Origin of the sequence: Nocardioides luteus, from assembly GCF_015752315.1 — a bacterium.
In the GTDB taxonomy this organism is placed as follows: Bacteria; Actinomycetota; Actinomycetes; order Propionibacteriales; family Nocardioidaceae; genus Nocardioides.
In genome coordinates this window covers 5211884-5235606 of record NZ_JADOVJ010000001.1, presented here as the reverse complement: position 1 = coordinate 5235606, position 23723 = coordinate 5211884, and the positions used below count along the sequence as shown (strand labels likewise).

General features: G+C 69.7%; 24 protein-coding genes. 11 read left to right on the top strand and 13 right to left on the bottom strand.

The window, feature by feature from the left end; all coding sequences use genetic code 11:
* Window positions 1–60 precede the first annotated feature (60 nt).
* Entirely contained in the window at window positions 61–2250 is a 2190-nt protein-coding gene (locus HD557_RS25090) for a HelD family protein (protein ID WP_196875858.1), read from the top strand.
* A gap of 148 nt (window positions 2251–2398) precedes the next feature.
* On the opposite strand, the gene HD557_RS25085 is transcribed toward HD557_RS25090, so the two are convergent.
* Window positions 2399–3013 carry a hypothetical protein gene (locus HD557_RS25085; RefSeq protein WP_008356101.1) on the bottom strand — a complete coding sequence of 205 codons (615 nt, stop codon included), beginning with the start codon at window positions 3011–3013 and terminating at the stop codon, window positions 2399–2401.
* Window positions 3010–3510 carry a SigE family RNA polymerase sigma factor gene (locus HD557_RS25080; RefSeq protein WP_008356103.1) on the bottom strand — a complete coding sequence of 167 codons (501 nt, stop codon included), beginning with the start codon at window positions 3508–3510 and terminating at the stop codon, window positions 3010–3012. The genes HD557_RS25085 and HD557_RS25080 overlap by 4 nt, the downstream gene beginning before the upstream one ends.
* A 95-nt stretch (window positions 3511–3605) precedes the next feature.
* On the opposite strand from HD557_RS25080, the gene HD557_RS25075 reads away from it, so the two are divergent.
* The 4 genes from HD557_RS25075 (at window position 3606) to zwf (ending at window position 8921) form a co-directional block, all read left to right on the top strand.
* The gene (locus tag HD557_RS25075) at window positions 3606–5546 is read left to right on the top strand and encodes an anthranilate synthase family protein (protein WP_196875857.1); all 1941 of its coding nucleotides are present in this window, start codon (window positions 3606–3608) and stop codon (window positions 5544–5546) included.
* The gene (locus tag HD557_RS25070) at window positions 5543–6112 is read left to right on the top strand and encodes an anthranilate synthase component II (protein ID WP_196875856.1); all 570 of its coding nucleotides are present in this window, start codon (window positions 5543–5545) and stop codon (window positions 6110–6112) included. Before HD557_RS25075 ends, HD557_RS25070 begins: the two co-directional genes overlap by 4 nt.
* Before the next feature lie 18 nt (window positions 6113–6130).
* Window positions 6131–7375 (top strand): anthranilate synthase component I family protein, encoded by a 1245-nt coding sequence (locus tag HD557_RS25065; protein ID WP_008356110.1) that lies wholly within the window; start codon window positions 6131–6133, stop codon window positions 7373–7375.
* An 88-nt stretch (window positions 7376–7463) separates the two neighbouring features.
* Window positions 7464–8921 carry a glucose-6-phosphate dehydrogenase gene (gene zwf, locus HD557_RS25060; protein WP_008356111.1) on the top strand — a complete coding sequence of 486 codons (1458 nt, stop codon included), beginning with the start codon at window positions 7464–7466 and terminating at the stop codon, window positions 8919–8921.
* Between the two features lie 33 nt (window positions 8922–8954).
* On the opposite strand, the gene HD557_RS25055 is transcribed toward zwf, so the two are convergent.
* From HD557_RS25055 to HD557_RS25025, 7 genes are all read right to left on the bottom strand, one after another.
* Window positions 8955–9494, bottom strand: coding sequence for a hypothetical protein (locus HD557_RS25055; protein WP_008356112.1), 540 nt, complete (start codon window positions 9492–9494; stop codon window positions 8955–8957).
* Window positions 9491–10927: a HAMP domain-containing sensor histidine kinase gene (locus HD557_RS25050; RefSeq protein WP_307785701.1), complete on the bottom strand. Its 1437-nt coding sequence runs from the start codon at window positions 10925–10927 to the stop codon at window positions 9491–9493. The genes HD557_RS25055 and HD557_RS25050 overlap by 4 nt, the downstream gene beginning before the upstream one ends.
* Window positions 10924–11646, bottom strand: coding sequence for a response regulator transcription factor (locus HD557_RS25045; protein ID WP_307785700.1), 723 nt, complete (start codon window positions 11644–11646; stop codon window positions 10924–10926). Before HD557_RS25045 ends, HD557_RS25050 begins: the two co-directional genes overlap by 4 nt.
* A 55-nt stretch (window positions 11647–11701) precedes the next feature.
* Window positions 11702–12484, bottom strand: a complete 783-nt coding sequence (locus HD557_RS25040) for an ABC transporter permease (protein ID WP_008356115.1) — start codon at window positions 12482–12484, stop codon at window positions 11702–11704.
* Window positions 12484–13491: an ATP-binding cassette domain-containing protein gene (locus HD557_RS25035; protein WP_008356116.1), complete on the bottom strand. Its 1008-nt coding sequence runs from the start codon at window positions 13489–13491 to the stop codon at window positions 12484–12486. The genes HD557_RS25040 and HD557_RS25035 overlap by 1 nt, the downstream gene beginning before the upstream one ends.
* Before the next feature lie 148 nt (window positions 13492–13639).
* On the bottom strand, window positions 13640–14281 hold the full coding sequence (locus HD557_RS25030) for a PadR family transcriptional regulator (protein WP_231380449.1): 642 nt from the start codon (window positions 14279–14281) through the stop codon (window positions 13640–13642).
* A gap of 31 nt (window positions 14282–14312) precedes the next feature.
* Window positions 14313–14771: a VOC family protein gene (locus HD557_RS25025; protein WP_196875855.1), complete on the bottom strand. Its 459-nt coding sequence runs from the start codon at window positions 14769–14771 to the stop codon at window positions 14313–14315.
* A 53-nt stretch (window positions 14772–14824) separates the two neighbouring features.
* Between HD557_RS25025 and HD557_RS25020 the strand changes: the two genes are divergently transcribed.
* The 3 genes from HD557_RS25020 (at window position 14825) to HD557_RS25010 (ending at window position 16650) form a co-directional block, all read left to right on the top strand.
* Complete coding sequence (locus tag HD557_RS25020) at window positions 14825–15502, top strand: winged helix-turn-helix transcriptional regulator (RefSeq protein ID WP_196875854.1); 678 nt, start codon at window positions 14825–14827, stop codon at window positions 15500–15502.
* A gap of 99 nt (window positions 15503–15601) precedes the next feature.
* A complete protein-coding gene (locus tag HD557_RS25015; RefSeq protein ID WP_008356120.1) occupies window positions 15602–16303 on the top strand; it encodes a winged helix-turn-helix transcriptional regulator in 702 nt (233 codons plus the stop codon).
* A complete protein-coding gene (locus tag HD557_RS25010) occupies window positions 16300–16650 on the top strand; it encodes a nuclear transport factor 2 family protein (RefSeq protein WP_196875853.1) in 351 nt (116 codons plus the stop codon). The genes HD557_RS25015 and HD557_RS25010 overlap by 4 nt, the downstream gene beginning before the upstream one ends.
* A 27-nt stretch (window positions 16651–16677) precedes the next feature.
* Here HD557_RS25010 and HD557_RS25005 read toward each other — a convergent pair whose 3' ends face one another.
* Window positions 16678–17019 carry a hypothetical protein gene (locus tag HD557_RS25005; protein WP_008356122.1) on the bottom strand — a complete coding sequence of 114 codons (342 nt, stop codon included), beginning with the start codon at window positions 17017–17019 and terminating at the stop codon, window positions 16678–16680.
* A 111-nt stretch (window positions 17020–17130) separates the two neighbouring features.
* Here HD557_RS25005 and HD557_RS25000 point away from each other — a divergent pair, with 111 nt between their 5' ends.
* Window positions 17131–18009 carry an AAA family ATPase gene (locus tag HD557_RS25000; RefSeq protein WP_008356123.1) on the top strand — a complete coding sequence of 293 codons (879 nt, stop codon included), beginning with the start codon at window positions 17131–17133 and terminating at the stop codon, window positions 18007–18009.
* Entirely contained in the window at window positions 18006–19379 is a 1374-nt protein-coding gene (locus HD557_RS24995; RefSeq protein ID WP_196875852.1) for a vWA domain-containing protein, read from the top strand. Before HD557_RS25000 ends, HD557_RS24995 begins: the two co-directional genes overlap by 4 nt.
* A gap of 123 nt (window positions 19380–19502) precedes the next feature.
* Here HD557_RS24995 and HD557_RS24990 read toward each other — a convergent pair whose 3' ends face one another.
* The 3 genes from HD557_RS24990 to HD557_RS24980 form a co-directional block, all read right to left on the bottom strand.
* A complete protein-coding gene (locus HD557_RS24990) occupies window positions 19503–20279 on the bottom strand; it encodes a GntR family transcriptional regulator (protein ID WP_008356128.1) in 777 nt (258 codons plus the stop codon).
* 461 nt (window positions 20280–20740) lie between these two features.
* Entirely contained in the window at window positions 20741–22249 is a 1509-nt protein-coding gene (locus HD557_RS24985; protein ID WP_231380448.1) for a spermidine synthase, read from the bottom strand.
* Window positions 22250–22259: 10 nt separating this feature from the next.
* The gene (locus HD557_RS24980; protein ID WP_196875851.1) at window positions 22260–23171 is read right to left on the bottom strand and encodes a DMT family transporter; all 912 of its coding nucleotides are present in this window, start codon (window positions 23169–23171) and stop codon (window positions 22260–22262) included.
* Between the two features lie 41 nt (window positions 23172–23212).
* Here HD557_RS24980 and HD557_RS24975 point away from each other — a divergent pair, with 41 nt between their 5' ends.
* Window positions 23213–23701 carry a MarR family winged helix-turn-helix transcriptional regulator gene (locus tag HD557_RS24975; protein ID WP_196875850.1) on the top strand — a complete coding sequence of 163 codons (489 nt, stop codon included), beginning with the start codon at window positions 23213–23215 and terminating at the stop codon, window positions 23699–23701.
* Window positions 23702–23723: the final 22 nt, after the last annotated feature.

Here is a 23723-nt window from a genome sequence, read left to right as displayed (position 1 = left end):
GCCGTGCGCCATGGGGGGCGCACGGCGGGTGTGGATCTTTGGTAACGGGGGAACATCCAGTTGAACGACAAGCTGGCTGAGCGCGAGATCGCTCAGGAGCAGAGGTTCGTAGATCGTGTCTACCTCCAGCTGGGGGAGTCGGCGCGCGCTGCGCAGGAGCTGGCCAACGAGGGCCGCGACCGTGGCCGCCTGGGGCACGAGGGCGGGCTGGTCGAGCGCGACGCGTTCGCCTTCCAGGCGGCGCGACGGATCGCGCAGCTCGACGCTGCTCACGAGGGCCTGGTCTTCGGCCGCCTCGACCTCGACCCCGCGGTCGACCCGGAACCGCGCTACGTCGGCCGCATCGGCCTGCGCGACGCCGAGCGCGACTCGCTGCTGATCGACTGGCGCGCGCCGGCGGCCGCGGTGTTCTACCAGGCCACCGCGGTCGAGCCGAGGTCGGTGATCCGGCGCCGGGTGCTCCGCTCCGAGGGGCAGAGCGTCATCGGCGTCGAGGACGAGCTGCTCGACGCCGAGGCTCTGGAGCGTTCCGGCGCCGAGCTGCCGATCGTCGGCGAGGGCGCCCTCATCGCCCAGCTCAGCCGCGCCCGCGACCGCACGATGCACTCCATCGTCGCGACCATCCAGGCCGAGCAGGACAAGGCCATCCGGGCGCCCGGCAAGGGCGTCACGACCATCTCCGGCGGCCCGGGCGTGGGCAAGACCGTGGTGGCTCTGCACCGGGCTGCCTACCTGCTCTACACCGAGCGACGCCGCTACGAGTCCGGCGGCGTGCTCATCGTGGGCCCGTCGGGCGTCTTCATGCGCTACATCGAGCGCGTCCTCCCGAGCCTCGGTGAGACCGCGGTGGCGCTGCGGTCGCTGGGTGAGGTCGTCGACGGCGTACGCGCGACGTGGCACAACGACCCCGCCGTCGCCGACGTGAAGGGCTCGGCCCGGATGGCCGAGGTGCTGCGCCGGGCCTCACGCCAGCAGGCGCCGGGGTCCCCGCGCGAGTTCAAGGTCTTCTATCGCGACGACTCGCTGCGACTCGACGGCAAGCGGCTCGGTGAGCTGCGCCGGCAGCTGATGAGCCAGGGCCGCCGCAACCAGCAGCTGCGCCGCGTACCCCAGATGCTTCTCGACATCCTCTGGCGTCAGGTACGCGGTGAGCGCGGCCGCGAGCGAGGCCGCGAGGTCTTCAACGACGAGATGCTCGACAACCCCGCCTTCCTCGAGTTCGCCGCCGCCTGGTGGCCGGCGTTGGAGGCGCGCGAGGTGCTCGGCTGGCTGCGTGAGCCCGAGTTCCTGGCCCGCGTCTCCGAGGGGATCCTGACCCACGACGAGCAGCAGCTGCTCCTCAAGTCGTGGGCCGGTCGCGGGCTGACCGACGCCGACCTGGCCATCGAGGACATCCCGCTGCTCGACGAGCTCCGCTACGCGATCGGCGACATCCCCGAGCAGGCCGCCGACGAGCGCGACGCCGACCAGAGCGGCATCGACATCGCCGAGCTGATGACCGCCTCCGACCGCGAGTTCTCCTCGGGCCGGGGCTGGCGCCCGCCGACCTACCGAATCGACGACGACCCGTTCGCCCACATCCTCATCGACGAGGCCCAGGACCTCACCCCGATGCAGTGGCGGATGGTCGGCCGCCGGGGACGTACGGCCTCGTGGACCATCGTCGGCGACCCCGCCCAGTCCTCGTGGCCGGTGGCATCGGAGGCGGAGGAGGCGCGGGCCAAGGCGCTGGAGGGCAAGCCGGTCCACGCGTTCCACCTGTCCACGAACTACCGCAACTCGGCCGAGATCTACGCCTTCGCCGCCGCGTACGCCGAGCGGGTCGGCCTCGACGCCGACCTGCCCACCGCGGTCCGCTCGACCGGCGTCGAGCCGCAGGTCATCGAGAACGCGGTCGACCTGGAGAAGGCCACCCGCGAGGCGGTCGGCGAGATCGCCGCTCAGGTCGGCGGCACTGTCGGCATCGTGGTTCCGGTCGCCCGCCGTTCCGAGGTCAACTCGTGGCTGGCGTCGTGGTCGGAGTTCGCGGCCGACGCTCCGTCGGCTGCTGCCTCGGCCGCCGACCCCACCTCGGTGCCCTCCGGCGAGGACCGCATCGTCGTCCTCACCGGCCTCGACACCAAGGGCCTCGAGTTCGACGGCATCGTCGTGGTCAGCCCCGACGAGATCGAGCGTGAGTCGGCCACGGGCCGCGCCACTCTCTACGTCGTCCTCACCCGCGCCACGCAGCTCCTGACCACGGTCTCCTAGCCCTCGCTGGTCGAGCCGGATTCGTGAGGGACGAACGAATCCGTGTCGAGACCAACACAGTCGTCTCGGCGCTCGATTCGACCGTGTTGGTCTCGACACGCTCGGCAGCAGGCGGCCTCGCGGCTCGACCAGCGGGGCTGGGGAGGGGTCAGCCGACGGACGGCTTGGCGTCGGCGGTGACCTCGACGCCCTCGGCGAACTCGACGAGCTGCTTGTCGGTGAGGTGGATGGAGTTCCACATCTGGATGACGACGGTGAAGTCGCGGTAGGCGTACTTGAGCATGGTCGCGCCGTCGGGGGTCTTGACGAGGGTGGCGGGCTGGCCGTTGACGGTGGTGTCGGTGGCGCCCTCGGCGGGCGCCGAGGGCGACTCGAGGGTCACCACGATCTTGTCCCGGAAGTCGCTGATGGTCGACTTGTCGTCGGGGCGGGCGACGGCGAGGACGTACTGGTCGGAGCCCTGCAGCACGAACCCCTCGGGCACCTTCGCCACGGTGTAGCCGGGCATCTGGGTGCCGTTGTAGTCCACCAGCTTGACGGTGTCGGCGGCCTGGACCGTCGGCGTGCCGCCGTTGTCGGAGGTCAGGGCGATCCCGCCGAAGGCGCCGCCGACCGCGAGGGTCAGGGCGGCACCACCGAGGGCGGCGCGCTTGATCCGGCGCCGGGCGAGCGCCTGGTGGCCACGACGGAGGTCGGCGGCGGCATCGTCGGCCGAAGGGGCGGAGGGGGTCAGGCGGGCGAGGCGGTCGATCACGTCGTTCATCGGGAGTCTCCTGTCAGTTGGGTGGGGGTGAGCAGCGCGCGGAGCTTGTCCAGGCCGCGTGCCGTCTGGGACTTCACGGTTCCGGTCGAGCAGCTGAGTGCGTCGGCGACCTCGTCGACCGAGAGGTCGTGGACGTGTCGGAGCACGACGGCCGCGCGCTGCCGGGGCGGGAGCTCGGCCAGTGCCGCGACCAGCTCGGGATCGACCATCGCCGGGTCCTCGACCGCGGTCTCGGGCAGCGACACCGCGCCGTGCTCCCGTCGGAAGAACGGGCGCCTGCGATGGTCGGTCAGGCAGTTGACCAGGGTGCGGCGAGCGTACGCAGCGGGCTGCTGCGAGGCTCGCCCCCAGGCCAGGTAGACCTTGACCAGGGTCGTCTGGACCAGGTCCTCGGCCAGGTGGGCGTCGCCGGCGGTCAGCAGCCGGGCGGTGCCGACGAGCTGCGCTCGGTGGCGGCGTACGAAGGCCTCGAATTCGGCGTCTTGGGAACGTCTCACGCACTGTCAACGGATCGGGGGCACCGCGGGGTTGCACGCGGCCCACCATCCGAATCGAATGCGCCTCGCGCGAGCGTGCGGATTAGGCTCCTCCCATGACGACCAACAGCCCTGCCAAGACCGCGATCGAGGAGATCACGGGGCACGAGGCGTGGGCGATCATCCGGCGCTCCTCGCGAGCGGGTGACCGCGACACGGTCGGCATGCTGGCAGGCACCCGGTCGGTGGTCGAGTCGCTGCTCGACGTACCTCTCGAGGAGGGCACCCCAGAGCCCGGCAAGGTCGCCGACCGGCTGCTCGCGGTGCCGTTCCGGCAGGTCAGCGAGCGAGGCTTCGAGGCCCACGACGACGGCACCCCGCTGGTGGTCGTCGACGTGGAGCGCGAGTGGGAGTTCTCGGTCGCCGAGGTCATCGACGCACTGCCGGACGTCCCCGTCGAGTTCACCGACCGCGGCGGGTTCGACGTCGACGACGACACCTACGCCGACCTGGTCAAGACCGTCATCGAGGACGAGATCGGCCAGGGCGAGGGCGCCAACTTCGTGATCGGCCGCCACTACCGGGCGCAGCTCGACGACTGGAACCACGAGCGCGCGCTCACCGTGCTGCGTCGTCTGCTGGAGCGCGAGCGCGGGGCGTACTGGACCTACTGCTTCTTCACCGGCGACCGCTACCTCATCGGCGCCTCGCCGGAGCGCCACGTGAGCGTCCACGGCGGCGACGTCCGGATGAACCCGATCTCCGGCACCTTCCGGCTGCCGCGCGACCTCGCGGGAACGCCGGAGAAGATCGCCCACGATCTCAAGGGGCAGCTGACCGACTTCCTGACGGATCAGAAGGAGGTCTACGAGCTCTTCATGGTGGTCGACGAGGAGCTCAAGATGATGTGCGACATCTGCGACCAGGGCGGCCAGGTGCTCGGGCCGTTCCTGAAGCCGATGTCGCGGCTGATCCACACCGAATACCTGCTCGCCGGCCGTTCCGGGCGTGACCCGCGCGAGATCCTGCGCGACACGATGTACGCCGCCACCGTGACCGGCTCGCCGGTGGAGAACGCCTGCCGGCTGATCAAGAAGTACGAGCCGGAGGGCCGTGGCTACTACGGCGCCGCCCTCGCGCTGCTCGGCCGTGACGAGTCCGGCGCCCCGACGGTCGATTCGCCGATCGTGATCCGCACGGCGGACGTCTCCATCGATGGCCGGCTGAAGGTGAGCGCGGGCGCAACGTTGGTACGCGACTCCGACCCGAACTACGAGGTCGCCGAGACGCACGCCAAGGCCGGCGGCATCCTGTCCGCCTTCGGCCTGGTGCCGGCGGCGCCTGCTTTGGCACAGGATGTGTCCGAGCTGGTCAACGACGAGGACCTGCTGTTGACCCTGGCCGCCCGCAACCGTCGGCTGTCGTCGTTCTGGCTGACCGACCAGGCCGACGAGGAGCCGTCGGCCCACCTCGCCGGCAAGCACGCGGTGATCCTCGACGGCGAGGACGACTTCGTGCGCATGCTGCGCCACGTGCTCCGGGTGCTCGGTATGACCTCGTCCGTGGTGCGCCACGAGGACTACTCCGAGGGTGCGTTCGAGGGTGCCGATCTCGTCATCGTCGGCCCCGGGCCCGGCGACCCGCGCGACGACGAGGACCCCAAGATGGCCAAGCTGCGGGCCGCCGTCGCGTCGCTGCTCGAGAGCGAGCAGCCGTTCCTGGCGGTCTGCCTCGGTCACCAGGCGCTGTGCCACCAGCTCGGGATCGGGCTCCACTACAAGGACATCGTCTTCCAGGGCACCCAGACCCGGGTCGGCCTCGGGTTCGGCGGGCGGCCGCGCCGCGAGCGCGTCGGCTTCTACAACACCTTCGTCGGACGGGTCGGCTCCACGGAGCTGCCCGCGGGGGTGTCGGTGGACGCCGACCCCGAGACCGGCGACATCCACGCCATCTCCGGGCCCCACTACGCCGGCATCCAGTTCCACGCGGAGTCCGTCCTCACCGAGCGCGGCTACGACCTCATCCACGATGTCGTCAGCGACCTCCTCGCACAATGACCGACCGCGTGGTGGTGATCGATCACCACGACTCCTATGTGTGGAGCCTCGTCCACATGATCGCGCAGGTCAGCGGGGAGATGCCCGACGTCGTCGAGCACGACGAGGTGAAGCTCGGCGACCTCGCCGGCTACACCCACGTGGTGCTCTCGCCCGGGCCTGGCCATCCTGCCGACCCGGCGGACTTCGCGGTCGGGCGTGACGTACTCCTGGCGGCGGGGCGGCCCGTCCTCGGCGTCTGCCTGGGGATGCAGGGCCTGGTGACCGCCTACGGCGGCGTCGTCGACCGGATCGAGCCGGCCCACGGCGAGGTCGCGCAGGTGACCCATGACGGTCGCGGGGTCTTCGCGGGCCTTCCCTCGCCGCTCGAGGCGGTGCGCTACCACTCCCTTGCGGCCGTCTCCGTGCCCGATGTCCTCGAGGTCACGGCCCGTTCCGAGGACGGGGTCGTGATGGGCGTACGTCATCGTGAGCTGCCGCTCGAGGGCGTGCAGTTCCATCCCGAGTCGGTGCTCTCCCAGCACGGCGCGGCGATGGTCGCGAACTTCCTGAACCGGCAGGTCTGAGGCAGCGGTGAGGCACCGGTGAGCGTCGAGGACCTCTTCGCCGAGGTGGCCGCCGCACACCCCCGCTGCGTCTGGCTCGACGGCGGCGGGGCGCGGGAGTGGTCCGGCACCCGGTCCCTGATCGGCTGGCTGGAGGACGACGACGTCTCGCTGACCTACTCCGCCGCGCGCCGAGAGGTGCTGCGCCATGCCGGCGGCCGCTCCGAGGTCGTCGGCGACGACATCTGGGAGGTTCTCGAGCGCGAGGTCGGGCCCGGGGAGCAGTGGTTCGGCTACCTCGGCTACGCGTGCCGTACGGATCTCCCGGCCACCCCCTCTCTCGACGTGCCGGACGCGGTGTGGATGCGCCCGTCCCATGTCCGTCTCTTCGACCACCCGCTCGGGGTAGTCGGGGATCAAACGGTCGCTCTACCCGTCGGTAACCGACCGTTTGATCCCCGACTATCCGCCTACCGCGCTGCCTTCGACCAGGTCCAGGAAGCCCTCCGGGCCGGCGACACCTACGAGGCCAACCTGACCTACCGCACCACGGTCGAAGCCGAGGCCGACCCGGTGGAGACCTACCTGCGGCTCAGGAGCATCAACCCCGCCCCGTACGCAGGGTTCCTCCAGCACGACGTCGCCGGGCACAACGTGTGGTTGTTGAGCTCGAGCCCCGAGCGCTATGCGGTCATCGGCGAGGATCGGGTGATCGAGACCCGACCGATCAAGGGGACGACGCCGCGAGGAGCCACCGAGCAGGAGGACGCCGCCAACGCGGAGCTGCTGCGGACCGATCCCAAGCTCCGCAGCGAGAACCTGATGATCACCGACCTGCTCCGCAACGACCTGGCGATGGTGTGCGAGCCGGGGACCGTGGAGGTGCCGGGGCTGATGCAGGTGGAGTCCTACGAGACCGTGCACCAGCTCGTCACCACGGTCAGGGGACATCTCAGCGACGGGATCACCACGGTCGAGGCGTTGCGCAGGCTCTTCCCCGCCGGCTCGATGACGGGCGCGCCCAAACTGCGCACGATGGAGGTCATCGAGCGCGCCGAGCGCGATCTGGGCGGGCCGCGGGCGGCGTACGCCGGTGCGTTCGGCTGGATCTCCGGTGACGGACCGGCCGACCTCGGCGTCGTCATCCGCACGCTGACGACCCACGACACCCGCACTTGGCAGATCGGCACCGGTGGGGGAATCACCGTCAGATCCGACGTCGTCGAGGAGGCTGCCGAGGCGCGGTTGAAGGCCGACCGGGTGCGCGCTTCCCTCGGCAGATGATCAAGCAGGTGAAAAGACGGCGACACGTTGAGACAGCGGCCGTTGTCTATTGGATCGTTCATAAAACGGGGACTACCGTGGACTCATCATGGCCACCATCGATGACAAAGCCCTGCCACATGTGATCGTGCTCTTCGGTGCGACGGGTGATCTGGCGCGCCGCAAACTCCTGCCTGGCCTGCTCAGACTCAACGAGGCCGGGCTGATGACGGACGCCCAGATCGTCGGCACCTCGCTGGAGGAGATGTCCGACGAGGACTTCGTCGCCTTCGCCCGCGAGGCGTGCGAGGAGTTCGGCAAGGGCGAGATCACCGACGCGCGTTGGGAGGCCTTCGGCGGGATGCTCTCCTACGTCTCGACCAAGGAGGGACCGCACGCGCTCGCCGACGCGGTGAAGCTCGCCGAGAAGAAGCTGCAGGGGGTCGGCAGCGACGTACGCCGCCTCCACTACCTCAGCGTCCCGCCCAAGGCCGCCCAGGACGTGATTCGTCAGCTCGAGGAGGCCGACCTCGTCGAGCGCGCCCGGATCATCATGGAGAAGCCCTTCGGCACCGACCTCGAGTCGGCCAAGGAGCTCAACGCGAAGATCCACGAGGTCTTCACCGAGGAGCAGATCTTCCGGATCGACCACTTCCTCGGCAAGGAGGCCGCGCAGAACATCCTGGCCTTCCGCTTCGCCAACGGGCTCTTCGAGCCGATCTGGAACCGCAACTTCATCGACCACGTCCAGATCGACATCCCCGAGACGCTCGGCCTGGAGGGACGCACCGCCTTCTACGAGGGCACCGGCGCCTACCGCGACATGGTCGTGACCCACCTGATGCAGGTGCTGGCGTTCATGGCGATGGAGCCGCCGACGTCGCTGGCCCCCGACCCGATCGGCGAGGAGAAGAACAAGGTCTTCCGCTCGATCCAGCCGCTCGACCCGCGCAACGTGGTGCGTGGCCAATACTCCGGCTACCGCGGCAAGAACGAGGTCGCCGACGACTCCGACACCGAGACCTTCATCGCGATGAAGGTGATCATCGACAACTGGCGCTGGGCGGGCGTGCCGTTCTTCCTGCGCACCGGCAAGAAGCTGGCCGAGGGCGCACGGATCATCTCGATCGCGTTCAAGGAGCCGCCGCTGACGATGTTCCCGGCCAACTCCGGCGCCGGCACCCAAGGCCCCGACCACCTCACCTTCGACCTCGCCGACCAGTCGAAGATGTCACTGTCGTTCTACGGCAAGCGTCCCGGGCCCGGGATGAAGCTGGAGAAGCTCTCCATGCAGTTCGCCACGCAGGAGACGAGTTCCTCGACCGGCGTCCTGGAGGCGTACGAACGCCTCATCCACGACGCCATGCGCGGCGACCACACCCTCTTCACCACCGCCGAGGGCATCGAGACGCTCTGGGAGATCTCCCAGCCGCTCCTCGACAACCCGCCGCCGGTCCGGCTCTACGCTCCCGGCTCCTGGGGCCCCAACTCGATCCACCAGCTGATCGCGCCGCACGCCTGGCGCCTCCCCTTCGAGCGTTCCTGGCGCGAGACGAAGAAGCACTAGCCGAAGCGGCATCCGACGGCGCCGACGCCCCGGCTACGGGGCGTTGGCGCTGAGCTGCTCGAGCAGAGCCTGGGCGGCTTGGTCCATCGCGTCGCCGTCGTAGGGCTCCAGGTCGACGGAGTTGAAGCTCTGGATGAGCGCGCCGTTCTGGACGAAGCCGGTGACGGCGTACGAGCTCACGCCCTGCTGCTTCACCAGCCTGGCGTCGTCGGCGCCCTCGACCTCGGGTTCGCTGACCTTGCCCGACTGCACGTCCATGGTCTTCCACGCTTCCGCGAGGGTGCCCTTGAAGGGCAGGTAGTTCAGCTCGTACGCCGTCCCACCCGACTTCTCGGGAAGCAGTGCGCAGCGGGGTGCCGCCGAGGTGCCCTTCTCGACGCGGAGCTGGGCGCCGAGCGCCTTCTCGACGGGAGCGATGTCGAGCCCGTCGCACGGGTTGAACGTCTCCTTGGCGGAGTGATCAGAGCCCGATGCAGAGGCCGATGCGGATGCGGAGGGCGCGGGATCCTCGGCTCCGCAGGCAGCGAGGGAGAGCAGCGCCAGCAGAGCGGGCGCCAGGACGGCGTATCTCAACGATTCAGCCCTTCATTGTTCAACACAGCCGTAGGCGGTTCGGTCGGTCGAGGTGAGGCCGAGCCGGGCAGGCGCAGGGTCATCCGTGCGCCGCCGAACGGGGAACGGGCCGCGGAGACCGACCCGCCGGTGCGTTCGGCGACCTGCCGGACGATAGCGAGACCGAGCCCCGACCCCGGCATCGAACGGGCCTCGGTGGAGCGGTAGAACCGGTCGAAGACGTAGGGGATGTCGTCCTCGGCGATGCCCGGTCCCTCATCGTCGACGTTGAGCACGCCGGCGTGCAGGGAGATGTGCACCGTGCCGGAGTCCGGGGACCACTTGGCGGCGTTGTCGAGCAGGTTGGTGACCGCCCGCTCCAGCGAGCTGGCGTCGCCCATGACCCACCACGACGACATCTCCTCGGTGAAGGTCACCGACGGCGCGCGCAGACGGACCCGGGAGAGCGCCCGGTCCACCACGTCGGAGAGGTCGACCGTCTCCAGCGTCGGCTCGGCAGGCTCGTCGCGGGCCAGCTCGACGAGGTCGCCGATCAGGTTGGTGAGCTCCTCGATCTGGGCGCGGATGTCCCCGAGCAGGTCGGCCCGCTGCTCGCCCGAGATCGAGGCGTCTGCCTGGGTGAGCAGCTCGACGTTGGTGCGGAGCGAGGTCAGCGGCGTACGCAGCTCGTGCGAGGCGTCCGCCACCAGCTGCCGCTGCCGGTCCCGGGAGGCGGAGACCGCGGACAGCATCCGGTTGAACGAGGTCGCCAGCCGGGCGATCTCGTCGTCGCCCTCGACCGGGAGCGGGGTGAGATCCTCGGTCGTCGCGATCCGGTCGACCGAGGCCGTCAGCCGCCGCACCGGCCGCAGCCCGCCCGCCGCCACGACCCACCCGGCGAAGGCCGCCGCAACCACCCCTGCCGCGCCGAAGAAGAGCACGACGAAGCCGAGTCGCTTGTACATCGCCTGCTGCGGCTCCAGCGACTGCGCCAGCATCAGCGCGGTGTCGCTCTCCGGGATGGGCACGCTCACCACCCGGAAGACACCGCTCTGGGTGTGTACGGTCCGGACCGCCTGCTTCGCGTGGCCCTTCGCTACAGCCTCTTCAGGCTCCCCTGGCAGTGGAAACGTGCCGTACGTCGGCGACCAGTAGTTGTGTGCGTCGGCAACCTCCGCGATCTGGATGTCGCCGGCGTTCAGCACCCAGGTCGGAAATGCTGCACCGGTCCGGGTGTCTTGGATGGACGCGGTGTTCGCGGCAGCGACACTGGCCCGCTTCAGCAGCGACTCGTCCATGTTGGCCTGCAGCTGGATGCGTACGACGAAATAGAGCCCGATCGCGATCATCGCGATCGAGCCGGCGACCGCGAGGGTCGTCAGCAGGGTGACCCGGCCCGCCAGGGAGCCGCGGTAGCGCGAGCTGGTGGCCGTCATGGTCATCGCGCTGCTCACGGCTCCTTCAGCACGTAGCCGATGCCGCGTACGGTGTGGATCAGCCGGGCCTCGCCCTCGGCCTCGGTCTTGCGGCGCAGGTAGCCGACGTAGACCTCCAGCGAGTTGGCCGTGGTCGGGAAGTCGTAGCCCCACACCTCCTCGAGGATGAAGGACCGGTCGAGTACGCGGCGAGGCCGGCGCAGGAACATCTCGAGGAGCGTGAACTCGGTGCGGGTGAGCTCGATGGCCCGATCGCCGCGGGTGACCTCGCGGGTCGTGGTGTTCATGGTGAGGTCGGCGAAGGAGAGCGTCTCCTCGTCCTCTTCGCCGATCGGCGCGGCCCGGCGCAGCAGCGCACGCAGGCGGGCCAGCAGCTCCTCGAGCGCGAACGGCTTGGTGAGGTAGTCGTCGGCGCCGGCGTCCAGGCCGTCGACGCGGTCACCGACCGCGTCGCGGGCGGTCAGCACCAGGATGGGTACGTCGTTGCCCGCTGCCCGCAGCGCCTTGGTGGCCTCGATGCCGTCGAGCCGGGGCATCATCACGTCCATCACGACGACGTCGGGGCCGTGGTTGGCGATGCCGGCGAGCGCCTCGGCGCCGTCGCCGGCCAGGGCGACCACGTAGCCGTTGAACTCCAGGGACCGGCGCAGGGACTCGCGCACGGCCTTGTCGTCGTCGACGACCAGCACGTGCGGCTTGTCGCCGGAAGCGTCGCTGGGGGTGGCAGGGCTGTTCACACTCCTACCCTGCCACCCCTCGCTGAGGCGCCGCTGAGAGACAGCGCGTGTCTTCCTAAGCGTTCTCCTTGCGGAACGTGGAGATGCCCCACCAGACGGAGAGCACGAAGAGGACCAGGGTCCAGCCGACGCCCCAGCCGATGTCGGCGATCCCGAGGTCACCGAAGAACGAGGCTCGCACCGCATCGACGATGTGCTTGGTCGGGATGATGTCGGCCAGCGTCTCCAGCCACTGGGCACCGAAGCTCATCGGCAGGAAGATGCCCGAGAGGAGCAGGATCGGCATCAGCAGCATGTTGGTCACCGGCGCCATCACGTCCTCGCTCTTGACGAGCAGCGCGAACGCGTTGGAGGCGGCGGCCCCGGCGCCACCGATCAGCACCGTGATCGCGATGCCGACGAGGATGCCGAGCGGCTTGAAGTCCATGCCCATCACCAGGCCGAGCGCGACCAGGATGATCGCCTGCACCAGGATCTGCAGCAGGTCACGGTAGAGGCGCCCGAAGAGCAGTGCCCCGCGCGAGGCCGGGGTGACCCGCTCCGCCTCGATGACGCCCTCGCGCCACTCGCCGATGAGCGAGAAGCCGGCGAACATCGCGCCGAAGACGCCGAGCTGGACGAGCATGCCGGGGACGAACCAGTTGTAGGCGTTGCCGCCGAGCTGCTCGATCAGCGGCTCGAGCAGCGGCCCGAAGAGCAGCAGGTAGAGGATCGGCTGCATCACTCCGATGAGCACCCAGGCCGGGTTGCGGAGGTTCATCCGCAGCTGCCGGTTGAAGACGACGAACGACTCCCGCAGGAAGCCGGACTTGAGGACGGGCTGCTGGAACTCGGTCATCACTTCGCCCCCGAATTCTGCTCAGCCTCTTCGGCCTCGGGTGCGCCTTCCTCGGCGTCGCGCAGCGAGCGCCCGGTCAGCGTCAGGAAGACGTCGTCCAGGGTGGGCCGGGCCACCTCGATCGACTCGAGCGAGACGCCGTTGGACTCCAGGTCGCGCAGCAGGCCGGGGACGGCCTTCCCGGCCCGCGGCACCCGGCCGCTGACCAGTCGTTCGTCGACCTCGACGTTCTCCGAGATCGAGCCGAGCTTCTCGCGGGCGATCGCGACCTGCTCGTCGGTGGCGACCTCGAGGGAGACCAGGTCGCCGGAGACCGCCGCCTTGAGGTTCTCCGGGGTGTCGTTGGCGACGATGCGGCCCTGGTCGATGACCATCACCCGGTCGGCGAGGGTGTCGGCCTCGTCGAGGTAGTGGGTGGTCAGGAAGACCGTCGCCCCGTGGTCCGTACGCAGCGAGGCGATGTGGTCCCACAGGTTGGCCCGCGCCTGCGGGTCGAGCCCGGTGGTGGGCTCGTCGAGGAAGACCAGCTTGGGGGCATGGATCAGCGCCATCGCGATGTCGAGGCGGCGCTTCTGGCCGCCGGACATGTTGCGCGGCTTGCGGCGCCAGAGGCCTTCGAGCTGAAGCCTCTCGAAGAGCGCCTGCCCGTGGGCGACGGCGTCCTTCTTGGACATCCCGTAGAGCATCCCGTGGTCGACGACCTCGTCGCCCGCGTAGGCGCCGGAGAAGGTCGATCCGACCTGGGAGCAGTAGCCGATGCTGCGTCGGACGTCGACGGACTGCGTGGCGACGTCGAAACCGGCCACCGTGGCGGTGCCGGCCGTGGGCTTGAGGAGGGTGGTGAGGATGCGGAGGGTGGTGGTCTTGCCGGCGCCGTTGGGCCCCAGGAAGCCGACCACCTCGCCCTCTTCGACGTCGAGGTCGACCCCGTCGACCGCGACGACTTCTTTCTTCTGCTTGCCATGGCCGGAGGCGAAGGTGTGCCTCAGGCCGCGTGCGTGAATCATGTGTCACTCCCTTGTGCGTGCGAGTCCAGACAAGCACGGACCACGGACAACAATCACCCGGTTTTCCCGGGTATTCAAAGTTGAATAGCGCGAGTGTTCAATTTTGAACCCGGGTTGTCAAACCGATTCTCCCGGTGAGGGTGGAGGCTCAGCCCCGGAGCATCTCCCGATAGCGCTTCCGGTCGGCGTCCATCTGCCACCCCGGGTCGTCGTCGGCGGGCGTCCACCCGGGTGCGTCGCCGGCGAAGAACAGCCTGCCGCTGCGTACGTCGTCCAGCACCTCGACCAGCCAGGACCGCTCGGAGCGGAGCTTGTCGATCTGGAGGTGCAGGCCGCTCACGGTGTGGGGCGGCGCCATGCGCGCATTCACCCGGGCCGCGGCGTCGAGCTCCTTGATCGTGCGCTCGAGGTTCTTCAGCCGGACGCTCAGGTGCTGGACCGCGGCCGGCCGCTCCAGCAGCGGCACGAGCGAGAAGGCGGCGTAGAACGAGAGCCCGTTGTAGGCGTCGACGGCCTCGAGTGACCGGGTGATCAGGCGCTCCAGCTCCGCGCGGCCGCCGGTGCTGATCTCGTAGACCGCGACCGTACGCCCGTTGTCCACCAGATCGTGCCTGGTCAGATGGCCCTTGTCGGCGAGCGAGGTCAGCGCGTGGTAGATCGAGCCCGGGTTGATGTTGGCCCACTGGTCGACCTGCCACGACATCAGCTCGCGCCGGATCTGGTAGCCGTTGACGGGCTCGAACAGCGCCACCGCTCCGAGCAGCAGCATCCGTGTGTCGTCTCCGGCCATAGGGAGATTCTAGGGGCGGCACGCCGTGACCTCAGGGGGACGTCAGCTGCCAGAGGTGGCCGTCGGGGTCCGCGACGACGGCGCGGTACTCACCCCACGGTGCCGCCTCCGGCCCGAGCACGGCGCGGCCGATCGCCGTGGCGGCCGCATAACGAGCCTCCACGTCGTCGCGGGAGCCGAGCCCGATGGTGACCAGGCACTGCTTCGGGCCCTCCGGTGGAGGCAGCGTCGCCGCATCCATCGGCTCGTCCCCGAGCTGGCCGGTGACCCACTTGAATCCGCCGGTGGGGATCATCATCACCTCGCAGGTCTCCGACAGGGTCGCGCGGAGCGGCTCGGGGACCCCGTCGGGGGCGAGGTCGCCCGGGGTCTCGAGGCCGAGGCCGTCCCGGAGGAACACGTGCGACCGAGGCCGGTCGCGGGTGGGCAGGGCGATCGTCGTACGCATCGGGTTCTCCTCAGTGGCAGCAGTGGTCGGAGTCGTGGTCATGCGGACTACGTTAAACATAGTTGATACTCTTGTGAAGAGAGTCAGGAGGATCGATGCCGAAGAAGCAGACGTACGCCGAGCTGGGTGATGCCTGCGCGACCGCGCACGCGATGGACGTCATCGGGGACCGGTGGAGCATCGTGATCGCGCGCGAGCTGATGCTCGGTCCGCGCCGCTTCGCCGACCTGGCCTCGGCCGTCGTCGGGATCACGCCCGCGGTACTCACCGCCAGGCTCAAGGCGCTGCGGGAGACCGGCGTCGTCGAGCAGGCACAGCTCGACGACCTCGGCCAGACCCGGGTCTACCGGCTCACCGCATGGGGGCAGGAGCTGGAGGACGTGATGCGCTCCCTCGGCCGCTGGGCCCAACGCTCGCCCGGGTTCCCGGTGCCGGAGGGGAGCATGACCCCGGACGGGGTGATCGTCGCGATGCGCACGATGGCGGCGTACGCCAGGATGCCCGAGTGGGGCGACGGCCCGGTCCGGATCGCCATCGAGCTGTACGACGAGCGGCGTCCCGCCGCGGGCGTACGCCGCTACCGGCTGCACTGGGACGAGGACCGTTTCGAGCTGACCGAGGGTGCGGACGAGGCGCCCGATGCGACCGTCGCCGGCGACTCGTCCGCGTGGGCGGGTGTTGTCTTCGCCGGTGAGCCGGTCGGCGCGATGGGCATCGACGGCGACCGGCGGGCCGTGGAACGGGTCGCTGCTGCGTACGCGGCCATCGCGTAGGCCCGGGATTTCACGGACGCGGCGGGACCTCTGGCACTGACGACGTGTAGTTCGGTCTCACTACCCTCGATGGGATCGAATGACTCGGAGAGGATCGACGTGACCCTGAACCTGACCTACGGGGACCTCGGAGACGCCTGCGCAGCAGCGCACGCGCTGGACCTGATCGGCGACAGGTGGAGCCTCATCGTCGTGCGCGAGCTGATGTTCGGGCCGCGCACCGCGCGTGACCTGGAATCGTCCGTGATCGGGGTCGGTCCCGACGAGCTGAAGGACCGGCTGCAGTTCCTCGAGCACGCCGGCGTCGTCGTCGAGACCGAGCTCGGCTACATCACCAAGACGACGGCCTACGCCCTCACCCCGTGGGGACGCGAGCTCGAGACGATCCTCGGGGCGCTCGGACGTTGGGCCCACGGCTCGTCCCGCTTCCCGATCATGACCGCCGGGATGACGCCGAGCGGCGTGATGGTGGCGATGCGCACGATGGTGCCCGCCGGCAGCGCGACGACCCCGGAGCCGATCACCGTGGCCTGGGAGCTCACCGACGTACGCCGTCCGGACGCCGACCCGCAGCAGTTCCGGCTGGTCTGGACGGGCAACCAGTTCGACCTCGCCGAGGGCACCCTCGAGGACGCCGACGTCACCGTCGCCGGCGACTCGACGGCCTGGACCGGTGTCGTGTTCATGGGCTTCCCGGTGGACGCGGCGATCGCCGAGGCCGGGCTCCGGGTCGAGGGTGACCGCGCCGCGCTGGACCGCGTGCTAGGGCTGTTCGCGAACACGCTCGCCGAGGCCAGTTGACGACGTCGGCTCCACGGGAGAGGCCGATTCCTGACCGGGTCGACCGTCATGCCGCGCTGTTCAACACCTGCCAGCGATCGGGACGGTGGGACGACTTCGTGGCGACGTTCGCGGAGGACGCCGAGATGAGGTTCGTCGGGGTCCCGGCGGGTCCCTTCCATGGACGCGAGGCCATCCTCGCGGCCTACTTGGAGCAGCCGCCGGACGACACGATGACGATCGACTCGGTCACGACCGACGGTGCGACCGACCGCGTCCGCTTCCGGTGGGACGAGGGCGGAGCGGGGACGATGACCGTCACCTGGCGCGGCGACCTGGTCGCGGTCCTCGAGGTCGCCTTCGACTGATCCGTTCGGAGCCCGCGGATGCCGCGGCTACGGGGTCGGCGAGACCGGATCGGCACAGAAGGCGACCAGCTCGCCCCGGGCCTTGCCCTGCTCGATCATCTGGCCCACCTCGAGGGTGACGTGCTTCAGCTCGCCGAGCGGGGAGCGGATGATGGCACTCTCGCGGCGCCACGGCGCGATCGTCGGCGGAGCCACGCAGTGGTGCTGCTCGAGCATCGCGGCGAGCTCGGGCTGCTCCCGCTTCGCCAGCGACCGGGGCTCGGCCGGCGTCGTGATGGCCACCAGACAGAAGGCCGCCAGCGCCGTCAGCGCGCATACCTTCATGGCGACGACGACCAGCGTCAGAGGTCGCGGGGTGTCCGAGTGCACGCGTATCCAACGACTGATCGGTGTCCCGGTGACGGGTCGTTCCGACACTATGACGAAAGTCCCATCCGGACACCGGGAGCGGAGCCGGAGCAGAGTCGCTAGTGTCGCGTCATGCCTTCCCGTACGTCGTCCTGGTTCTCCTCGCCCGCCGAGGCCGTCACCCGTCTGGGAGACGTCGGCTACCTGGCGGACGCCTCGACCGCGTTGACGACCTACCTCGCGGGTGCGCTGGAGAAGCCGGTGCTCATCGAGGGGCCTGCCGGGGTGGGCAAGACCGAGCTGGCCAAGGCCATCACCCGCGCGACCGGCGCCGAGCTGGTCAGGCTGCAGTGCTACGAGGGCCTCGACGAGGCGCGGGCGCTGTACGAGTGGAACTACAAGAAGCAGCTGCTTCGCATCCAGGCCGCCGGTGACGGCCAGGCGTGGGAGGAGACCCACGACGACATCTTCTCCGAAGAGTTCCTGCTGACCCGGCCGCTGCTGACCGCGATCCGCCGCGAGGAGCCGACGGTGCTGCTCATCGACGAGGTCGACAAGACCGACGTCGAGGTGGAGGGGCTGCTGCTCGAGGTGCTCTCCGACTTCCAGGTGACCATCCCCGAGCTCGGCACGATGACCTCGACCCGCCGGCCGCTGGTCGTGCTCACCTCCAACGCCACCCGCGAGCTCTCCGAGGCGCTCAAGCGACGCTGCCTCTACCTCCACCTCGACTACCCCGACGCCGACCGGGAGCGCGAGATCGTGCTCTCCCAGGTGCCCGGGCTCGACGACAAGGTCGCCCGCCAGCTGGTCTCGGTGGTGGGCAGGCTGCGCGAGCTAGAGCTCAAGAAGTCGCCCTCGATCGCCGAGTCCGTCGACTGGGCGCGCACCCTGATCGCGCTCGAGATCACCGACCTCTCCGACAAGGCCGTCGCCGACACCCTGGGCGTCGTGCTCAAGCACTCCTCCGACGTCGACCGTGCGGTCCGAGAGCTGCGGTTGAAGCGGTGACCCTCCTCGACCGGCACATCGAGTTCCTCGAAGCTCTTCGGGGAGCAGGGCTGCCGGTGTCGCTCTCCGAGGGCCTGGACGCGGTCACCGCCCTCGGCCTGATCGGCTGGAACGACCGGACCCAGGTCAAGGAGGCGTACGCCGCGACCCTGGTCAAGCGCGCCAACCAGCGGGCCACCTTCGACGGCCTCTTCGAGCTCTACTTCCCGCGGATGGTCGGCTCGGGCACGTCGCCCTCGCTGACGGGCGAGACCGAGGCCACCGGGGCGGTGAAGGACGGACCCGAGGCGCTCGCCGAGTTCACCGAGCGGCTGGCGGCGGCGCTGGAGGCCGACGACGCCGAGATGCTCCGCCAGCTGGCCGCCGAGGCGGTGGCACGCTTCGGCGCGATGCCCGGCCGTGGCCCGGGGCTGAGCTCGTGGTCCTCCTACACCGCGCTGCGCCGGCTCTCGACCGACGAGCTCACCTCGCGGCTCATCGAGGGCCTCCAGCAGGGTGGCTGGACCGAGGAGGAGGCGGCACGCGTCGGGACCCGGCGCGTGGATCGCTTCAGCGGTCTCGTCGAGGCTGACGCCCGCCGTCGGATCGCGGAGGAGAAGGGTCCCGAGCAGATCGCCAAGATCGCCGTCCGCCCGACGATCGAGAAGCTCGACTTCCTGCACGCGCGGCGGGCCGACCTGGAGGCGCTACGACGCGAGATCTACCCGTTGGCGCGCCGGCTGGCGACCAGGCTCACCCAGGAGCACCACGCTCGCCGGCGCGGAGCGGTGGACCTGCGACGTACGCTGCGGTCCTCGATGTCCACCGGCGGCGTACCCGTCGACCTGCGATACCGGCCCAAGCGGCCGCACCGCACCGAGCTGGTGATCCTGTGCGACGTGTCCGGCTCGGTGTCCAACTTCGCGACCTTCACGCTGATGCTCGTCTTCGCGCTGCGGGAGCAGTTCGGCAAGGTGCGCGCGTTCACCTTCGTCGACGAGATCCACGAGGTCACCTCCTACTTCCGTCCCGGCGCCGACCTGGTCGACACGATGACCGAGCTGACCAAGGCGACCGAGCACGCGGCCCGGATGGGGCGCACCAACTACGGCCGGGCCTTCTCGCTCTTCCAGGAACGGCACGCCGATGCCCTCGGTCCGAAGTCCTCGCTGCTGATCCTCGGCGATGCCCGGTCCAACTACTCTGACCTCGCCGTCGGCTCGCTGCGCGCGATGGCCGAGTCGGCGCGGCACTCCTACTGGCTCAACCCCGAGGTCCGTACGCAGTGGGACACCGGTGACTCGGAGGCGACCCGCTACGGGTCGATCATCGAGATGCGGGAGTGCCGCAACCTCACCCAGCTCTCCGAGTTCGTCCACGACCTCGCCTGAGCGGAGCTTGACGGTTGGTCGGGGACTGTTTCTTCGTGGTCGGCGGCCCCAAGTGTGGCCGGGAAGCAGTCGCTCCTCCGGAGGTAGTCGCTCGCGGTGAACGAAAATTCGTTCGCCTCGGCCCTATTGCAGCTTCAGGTCCAGCCCGTAGACGATCCGGTCGGCGACGCCGACGGAGTCGGTGATGCACACGACCCGGTCATCAGCGAGGAAGCGACGCCGGTCGGACAACACGGGTGTGCCGTCGGGGATCTGCAGGTCGAAGGTCTCCTGCGGCGTCGGCATCCGGGACTCGATGTCCATGGCGACGGTGGTGACCTTCACGCCGACCGTGGCCAGCAGGTCCTTGATCGGCGGCTGCGGCCAGTCGTCGCTCGGCGTGGCCAGCGGGGTGTCGATGACCAGCGGATACGGGATGTAGGCCGTGGTGCGGTATTCGGCGGTGTCGCCGCTGATGAAGAACGTGTAGGTGGTGCTGAGCAGCTCGCTGCGCGGGTCGAGCTCGAAGGCCTCCCCGAGCTTCTCGCCGGCCGGGATGACCTCGTAGGAGTGCTCGACGGAGATGCCATCGTCCGGTCCGCGCGGCGGCTGGTGGTAGGCCGCGTCGGGCTTCGCGGGGTGGCTCGGGTCGGTGATCAGCATGCTCATCAGGTCGTAGCGGGTCTTGGTGGCGTCGCGTACGAAGACGCCACGACCCTGCTCGCTGGTGATGAGGCCCTCGTTGCGCAGCACCGCCAGGCCGCGCCGGATCGTGGCGCGGTCGTAGGGGAAGGTGTCCATCAGCTCGGGCTCGGTCGGTAGACGCTCGCCGGGCAGATAGGTGCCGTCGTCGATCTGGGCCCGCAGATAGTCGGCCACGTGGAGGTATTTCGGCAGGCCGCGCGGACGGGGGTTGCTCATAGGAGAACACGTTACTGAGCCGTACAGATCCCGAATAGCCGCATAGCCCCACCCTTTCCGCCTTGACCCGTTGCAATGAGTGGACTTATGGTCGAAGTCGTCTCGGGGCGTTGGGCGCATGGCCCAGTCGTGAACCGGCGTCTCGAGGCACTCAAACGACGAGAGCCATCGACATTCCTTGGGGGGAATTCGTGTTCGTAGACGACAGACTCAGCATGCGGTCCAGCGGGAAACCGCCGGTCCTGGCCAAAGACCCGCTGGTCTACCGGACCGACCGGGGCAGCTTCTGGCACCTTCGTTCGGCCAAGAAGAGCAACGGGTACGTCCTGACCGTGTGCGGCCGCCGGCTCGGCACCTGGCACGTGCTGCCGCCGCGCCGGCTCAGCAAGGTCGCGCCCGACCAGGTGTGCGTCGGGTGCCTGCGCAAGACCCCGATCGGGGAGGTGAAGCGCCCGAGCGGATCAGGCGACCTCGAGCAGGCTCAGGTCGGTGAGCCACTCGACCGGCGCGACGTCATCGGTGTAGACCGTCCCGCCCCGGAGGCCCGGCTCGAGCCGGGAGGCGGAGTCGGTGAGGGCGCCGGCCAAGTCGGCGGGCTGCGACTCGGCGGTGGCGGTGAGGTTGGCGGCGGGATCGGCCTCAGGGTCGGCCGTCGCGACGAGGTGGGTGTTGGTCGGGCCGGAGTCCGAGCGCCAGACGGCTTCGCCGAACGAGGTGCGCAGCGTTGCGGTGAGGACCTTCTCCAGCGCTGTCGAGCCCTCCGGGTGGGCTGAGTTCACGACGAGCACCCCGCCCGGGTTGAGGTGGGCCTTCGCCAGCGCGAAGAACTCCTTCGTCGTCAGGTAGAAGGGGATGTAGGGCTGGTGGTAGGCGTCGACCATGATCGCGTCGTACTTCCGGGTCTGCTTCTGCAGCCACGGGCGGGCGTCGGCGGTGTGGAGGTGGAGGTTCGGCTGGTCCTGGAGGTCGAAGAGCTCCTGGCCGACCTTGGTGACGTCCTCGTCGATCTCGACGGCGTCGACCCGGGTCTCGGGCGCGAAGTGGCCGAACTGGCGCGCGGTCGTCCCGGCGGCCGAGCCCAGGATCGCCACCGACTTCGGCGCCTCCGCACCGGCGTACGACAGCGAGAGCATCTCGTCCCAGTAGGCGCCGGTGAGCCACTCGCCCTCGGTGTAGACCGAGTGCACCGCGTGGCCCTCGTTGAGCTCGAGGTAGCGGGTGCCGTCGTCGTACTCGACCACGCGGGCGTACTGGTACTCCGTCTCCTTCTCCCAGATCACCTCGCCGCCGTTGCTGGTCAGCGTCTTGATCGACCCGGTCGGGAACGCGATCAGGGCGAGGATCGCGACCGGGACGACGGCGGCCGGCAGACGGCGCTTGACCAGGTGCGGGATCGCGCAGACCGCCATGCAGAGAGCGAAGATCAGGAACGTACGCCGCGTCCCGACGACCGGGATGAGGAACAGCGAGGCGGCGAAGGTGCCGACCAGCGAGCCGACCGTCGAGATCGCGTAGAGGCGCCCGGCCGCGTGGCCGGCGTCCTCGACGGCCTCGACGCTCAGGCGGACCGCGTAGGGGCTGACGATGCCGAGCAGGAACAGCGGGATCGCGAGCAGGACGCCGACCCCGACCAGCGAGCCGGCGAAGGTGGCGATGCTGAGCTGGTCGACCGCCTTGACCGCGAGCGGGAGGAACGGGTCGGCGATGAACGGCACCGCGGCCAGGAGGGCGGCGGCGACGAGCACGATCTTGGCGAGGCCCGAGGGGTGCGGGTTCCGGTCGGCGATCCGGCCGCCGACGGAGTAGCCGATCGCCAGCGCCACCAGCACCGTCGCGATCGTGTTGGCCCACACGATCGTCGAGTCACCGAACCACGGAGCGAGCAGGCGAGCCGCGGCCATCTCCGATCCCAGGGTGCCGGCACCGACGGTGAAGACGAGGAGCTCGAGCGCACGCGCACGCATTTTCATGGAGGTGAACTTATCCGGCGACTCCAACGTCCGCACACGGACCCGGTCGAGGGGTACGTCGCGCCCGGATCCGGTCGAGCACGGCGGGCTGTCCGAGCAGTACGCCACCGAGCACCAGCGCCATCCCGAGGGCGCTCACCGGGGTGAGGTGCTCGCCCGCGAGGACGAGGCCGATGAGGATGCCGGCGACCGGGTTGAGCAGACCGACCAGCGACACCGCGGCCGCGGGCAGCCGGCGGGCGCCGCGGAACCAGACCGCGTACGCGACGACCGTGCCGACGATGCCGATATAGGCGTAGCCCCCGACCGCCGGGAGGTCGAGCGTGGGTGGTGGGCCTTCGACGAGGAGGGCCACCGGGGCGAGCACGAGTCCGCCCAGGACGAGCTGCCAGGCGGTGAACGTGAGCAGTCCGACCGGCGGCTGCCAGACCTTGACCAGGATGAATCCGGTGGAGAACACGGCCACCGAGGCGAAGGCCGCCAGGACGCCGACCAGGTCGAGGCTCGCGCCGCCGCGGAGCACCAGCAGGGCCACGCCGACGGCGCCGACGACGCCGGCTGCGAGCGACCCGGCGCGTGGTCGCTCCCCGGCGAAGGCCCAGGCCAGCAGCATCACCACGATCGGCGAGACCGCGGTCAGGGTCGCGGCGAGGCCGCCGGGGAGCCGGTAGGCGGCGACGAAGACGAGGGCGAAGAACGCCGCGAAGTTGAGCAGCCCGAGCGCTGTCGTGCGCCACCACCAGGAGCCGTGGACCAGGCCCGGCCGGAGCGCGAGGAGCAGCAGCCCGAAGGGGAGCGCCCGGACCACGGCACCGAACAACGGGCGGTCCGGCGGCAGGAACGTGGCCGTGACGAAGTAGCCCGATCCCCAAGCCACGGGGGCGATCGCGGTCAGTGCGAGGGTGACCAATCTACTTTCCATGGAAGAGATAATATCTTCCGCGTCAGATATATTCCAGAGTCATGGCAGACCATGTCTCAACCGTGATGGCGCAGTGGGAGCGCGAGCGCCCCGATCTCGACATCACCCCGCAGGCCGTCATCGCCCGGCTGCACCGCCTCGCGCTGCGACTCACCGACGAGCTCGTCCAGGTCTACGCCCAGCACGGACTGGGTGAGGGGGAGTTCGACGTGCTCGCGACGCTGAGACGGCAGGGCGCTCCGTACGCCCTGACTCCGAAGGAGCTCGGCGAGCAGACGATGGTCTCCTCGGGCGCGGTCACCAAGCGGGTCGACCGCTGCCTGGCCCAGGGCTGGGTCAGCCGGGGCCGTCGTGACGAGGACGGTCGCGGGCGCCGGATCACGCTGACCGAGAGCGGACGCGAGCTGATCGACGCGGCCTTCACCGACCACATCGCCAACGAGCACCGCCTGCTCGCCGTCTTCACCGCGACCGAGCGCCGCTCGCTCGCCCGGCTGCTCGAGAAGTGGGCCGAGCAGACCGGGGCTTGAGCTTGCCCCAGGGTCAGACGCC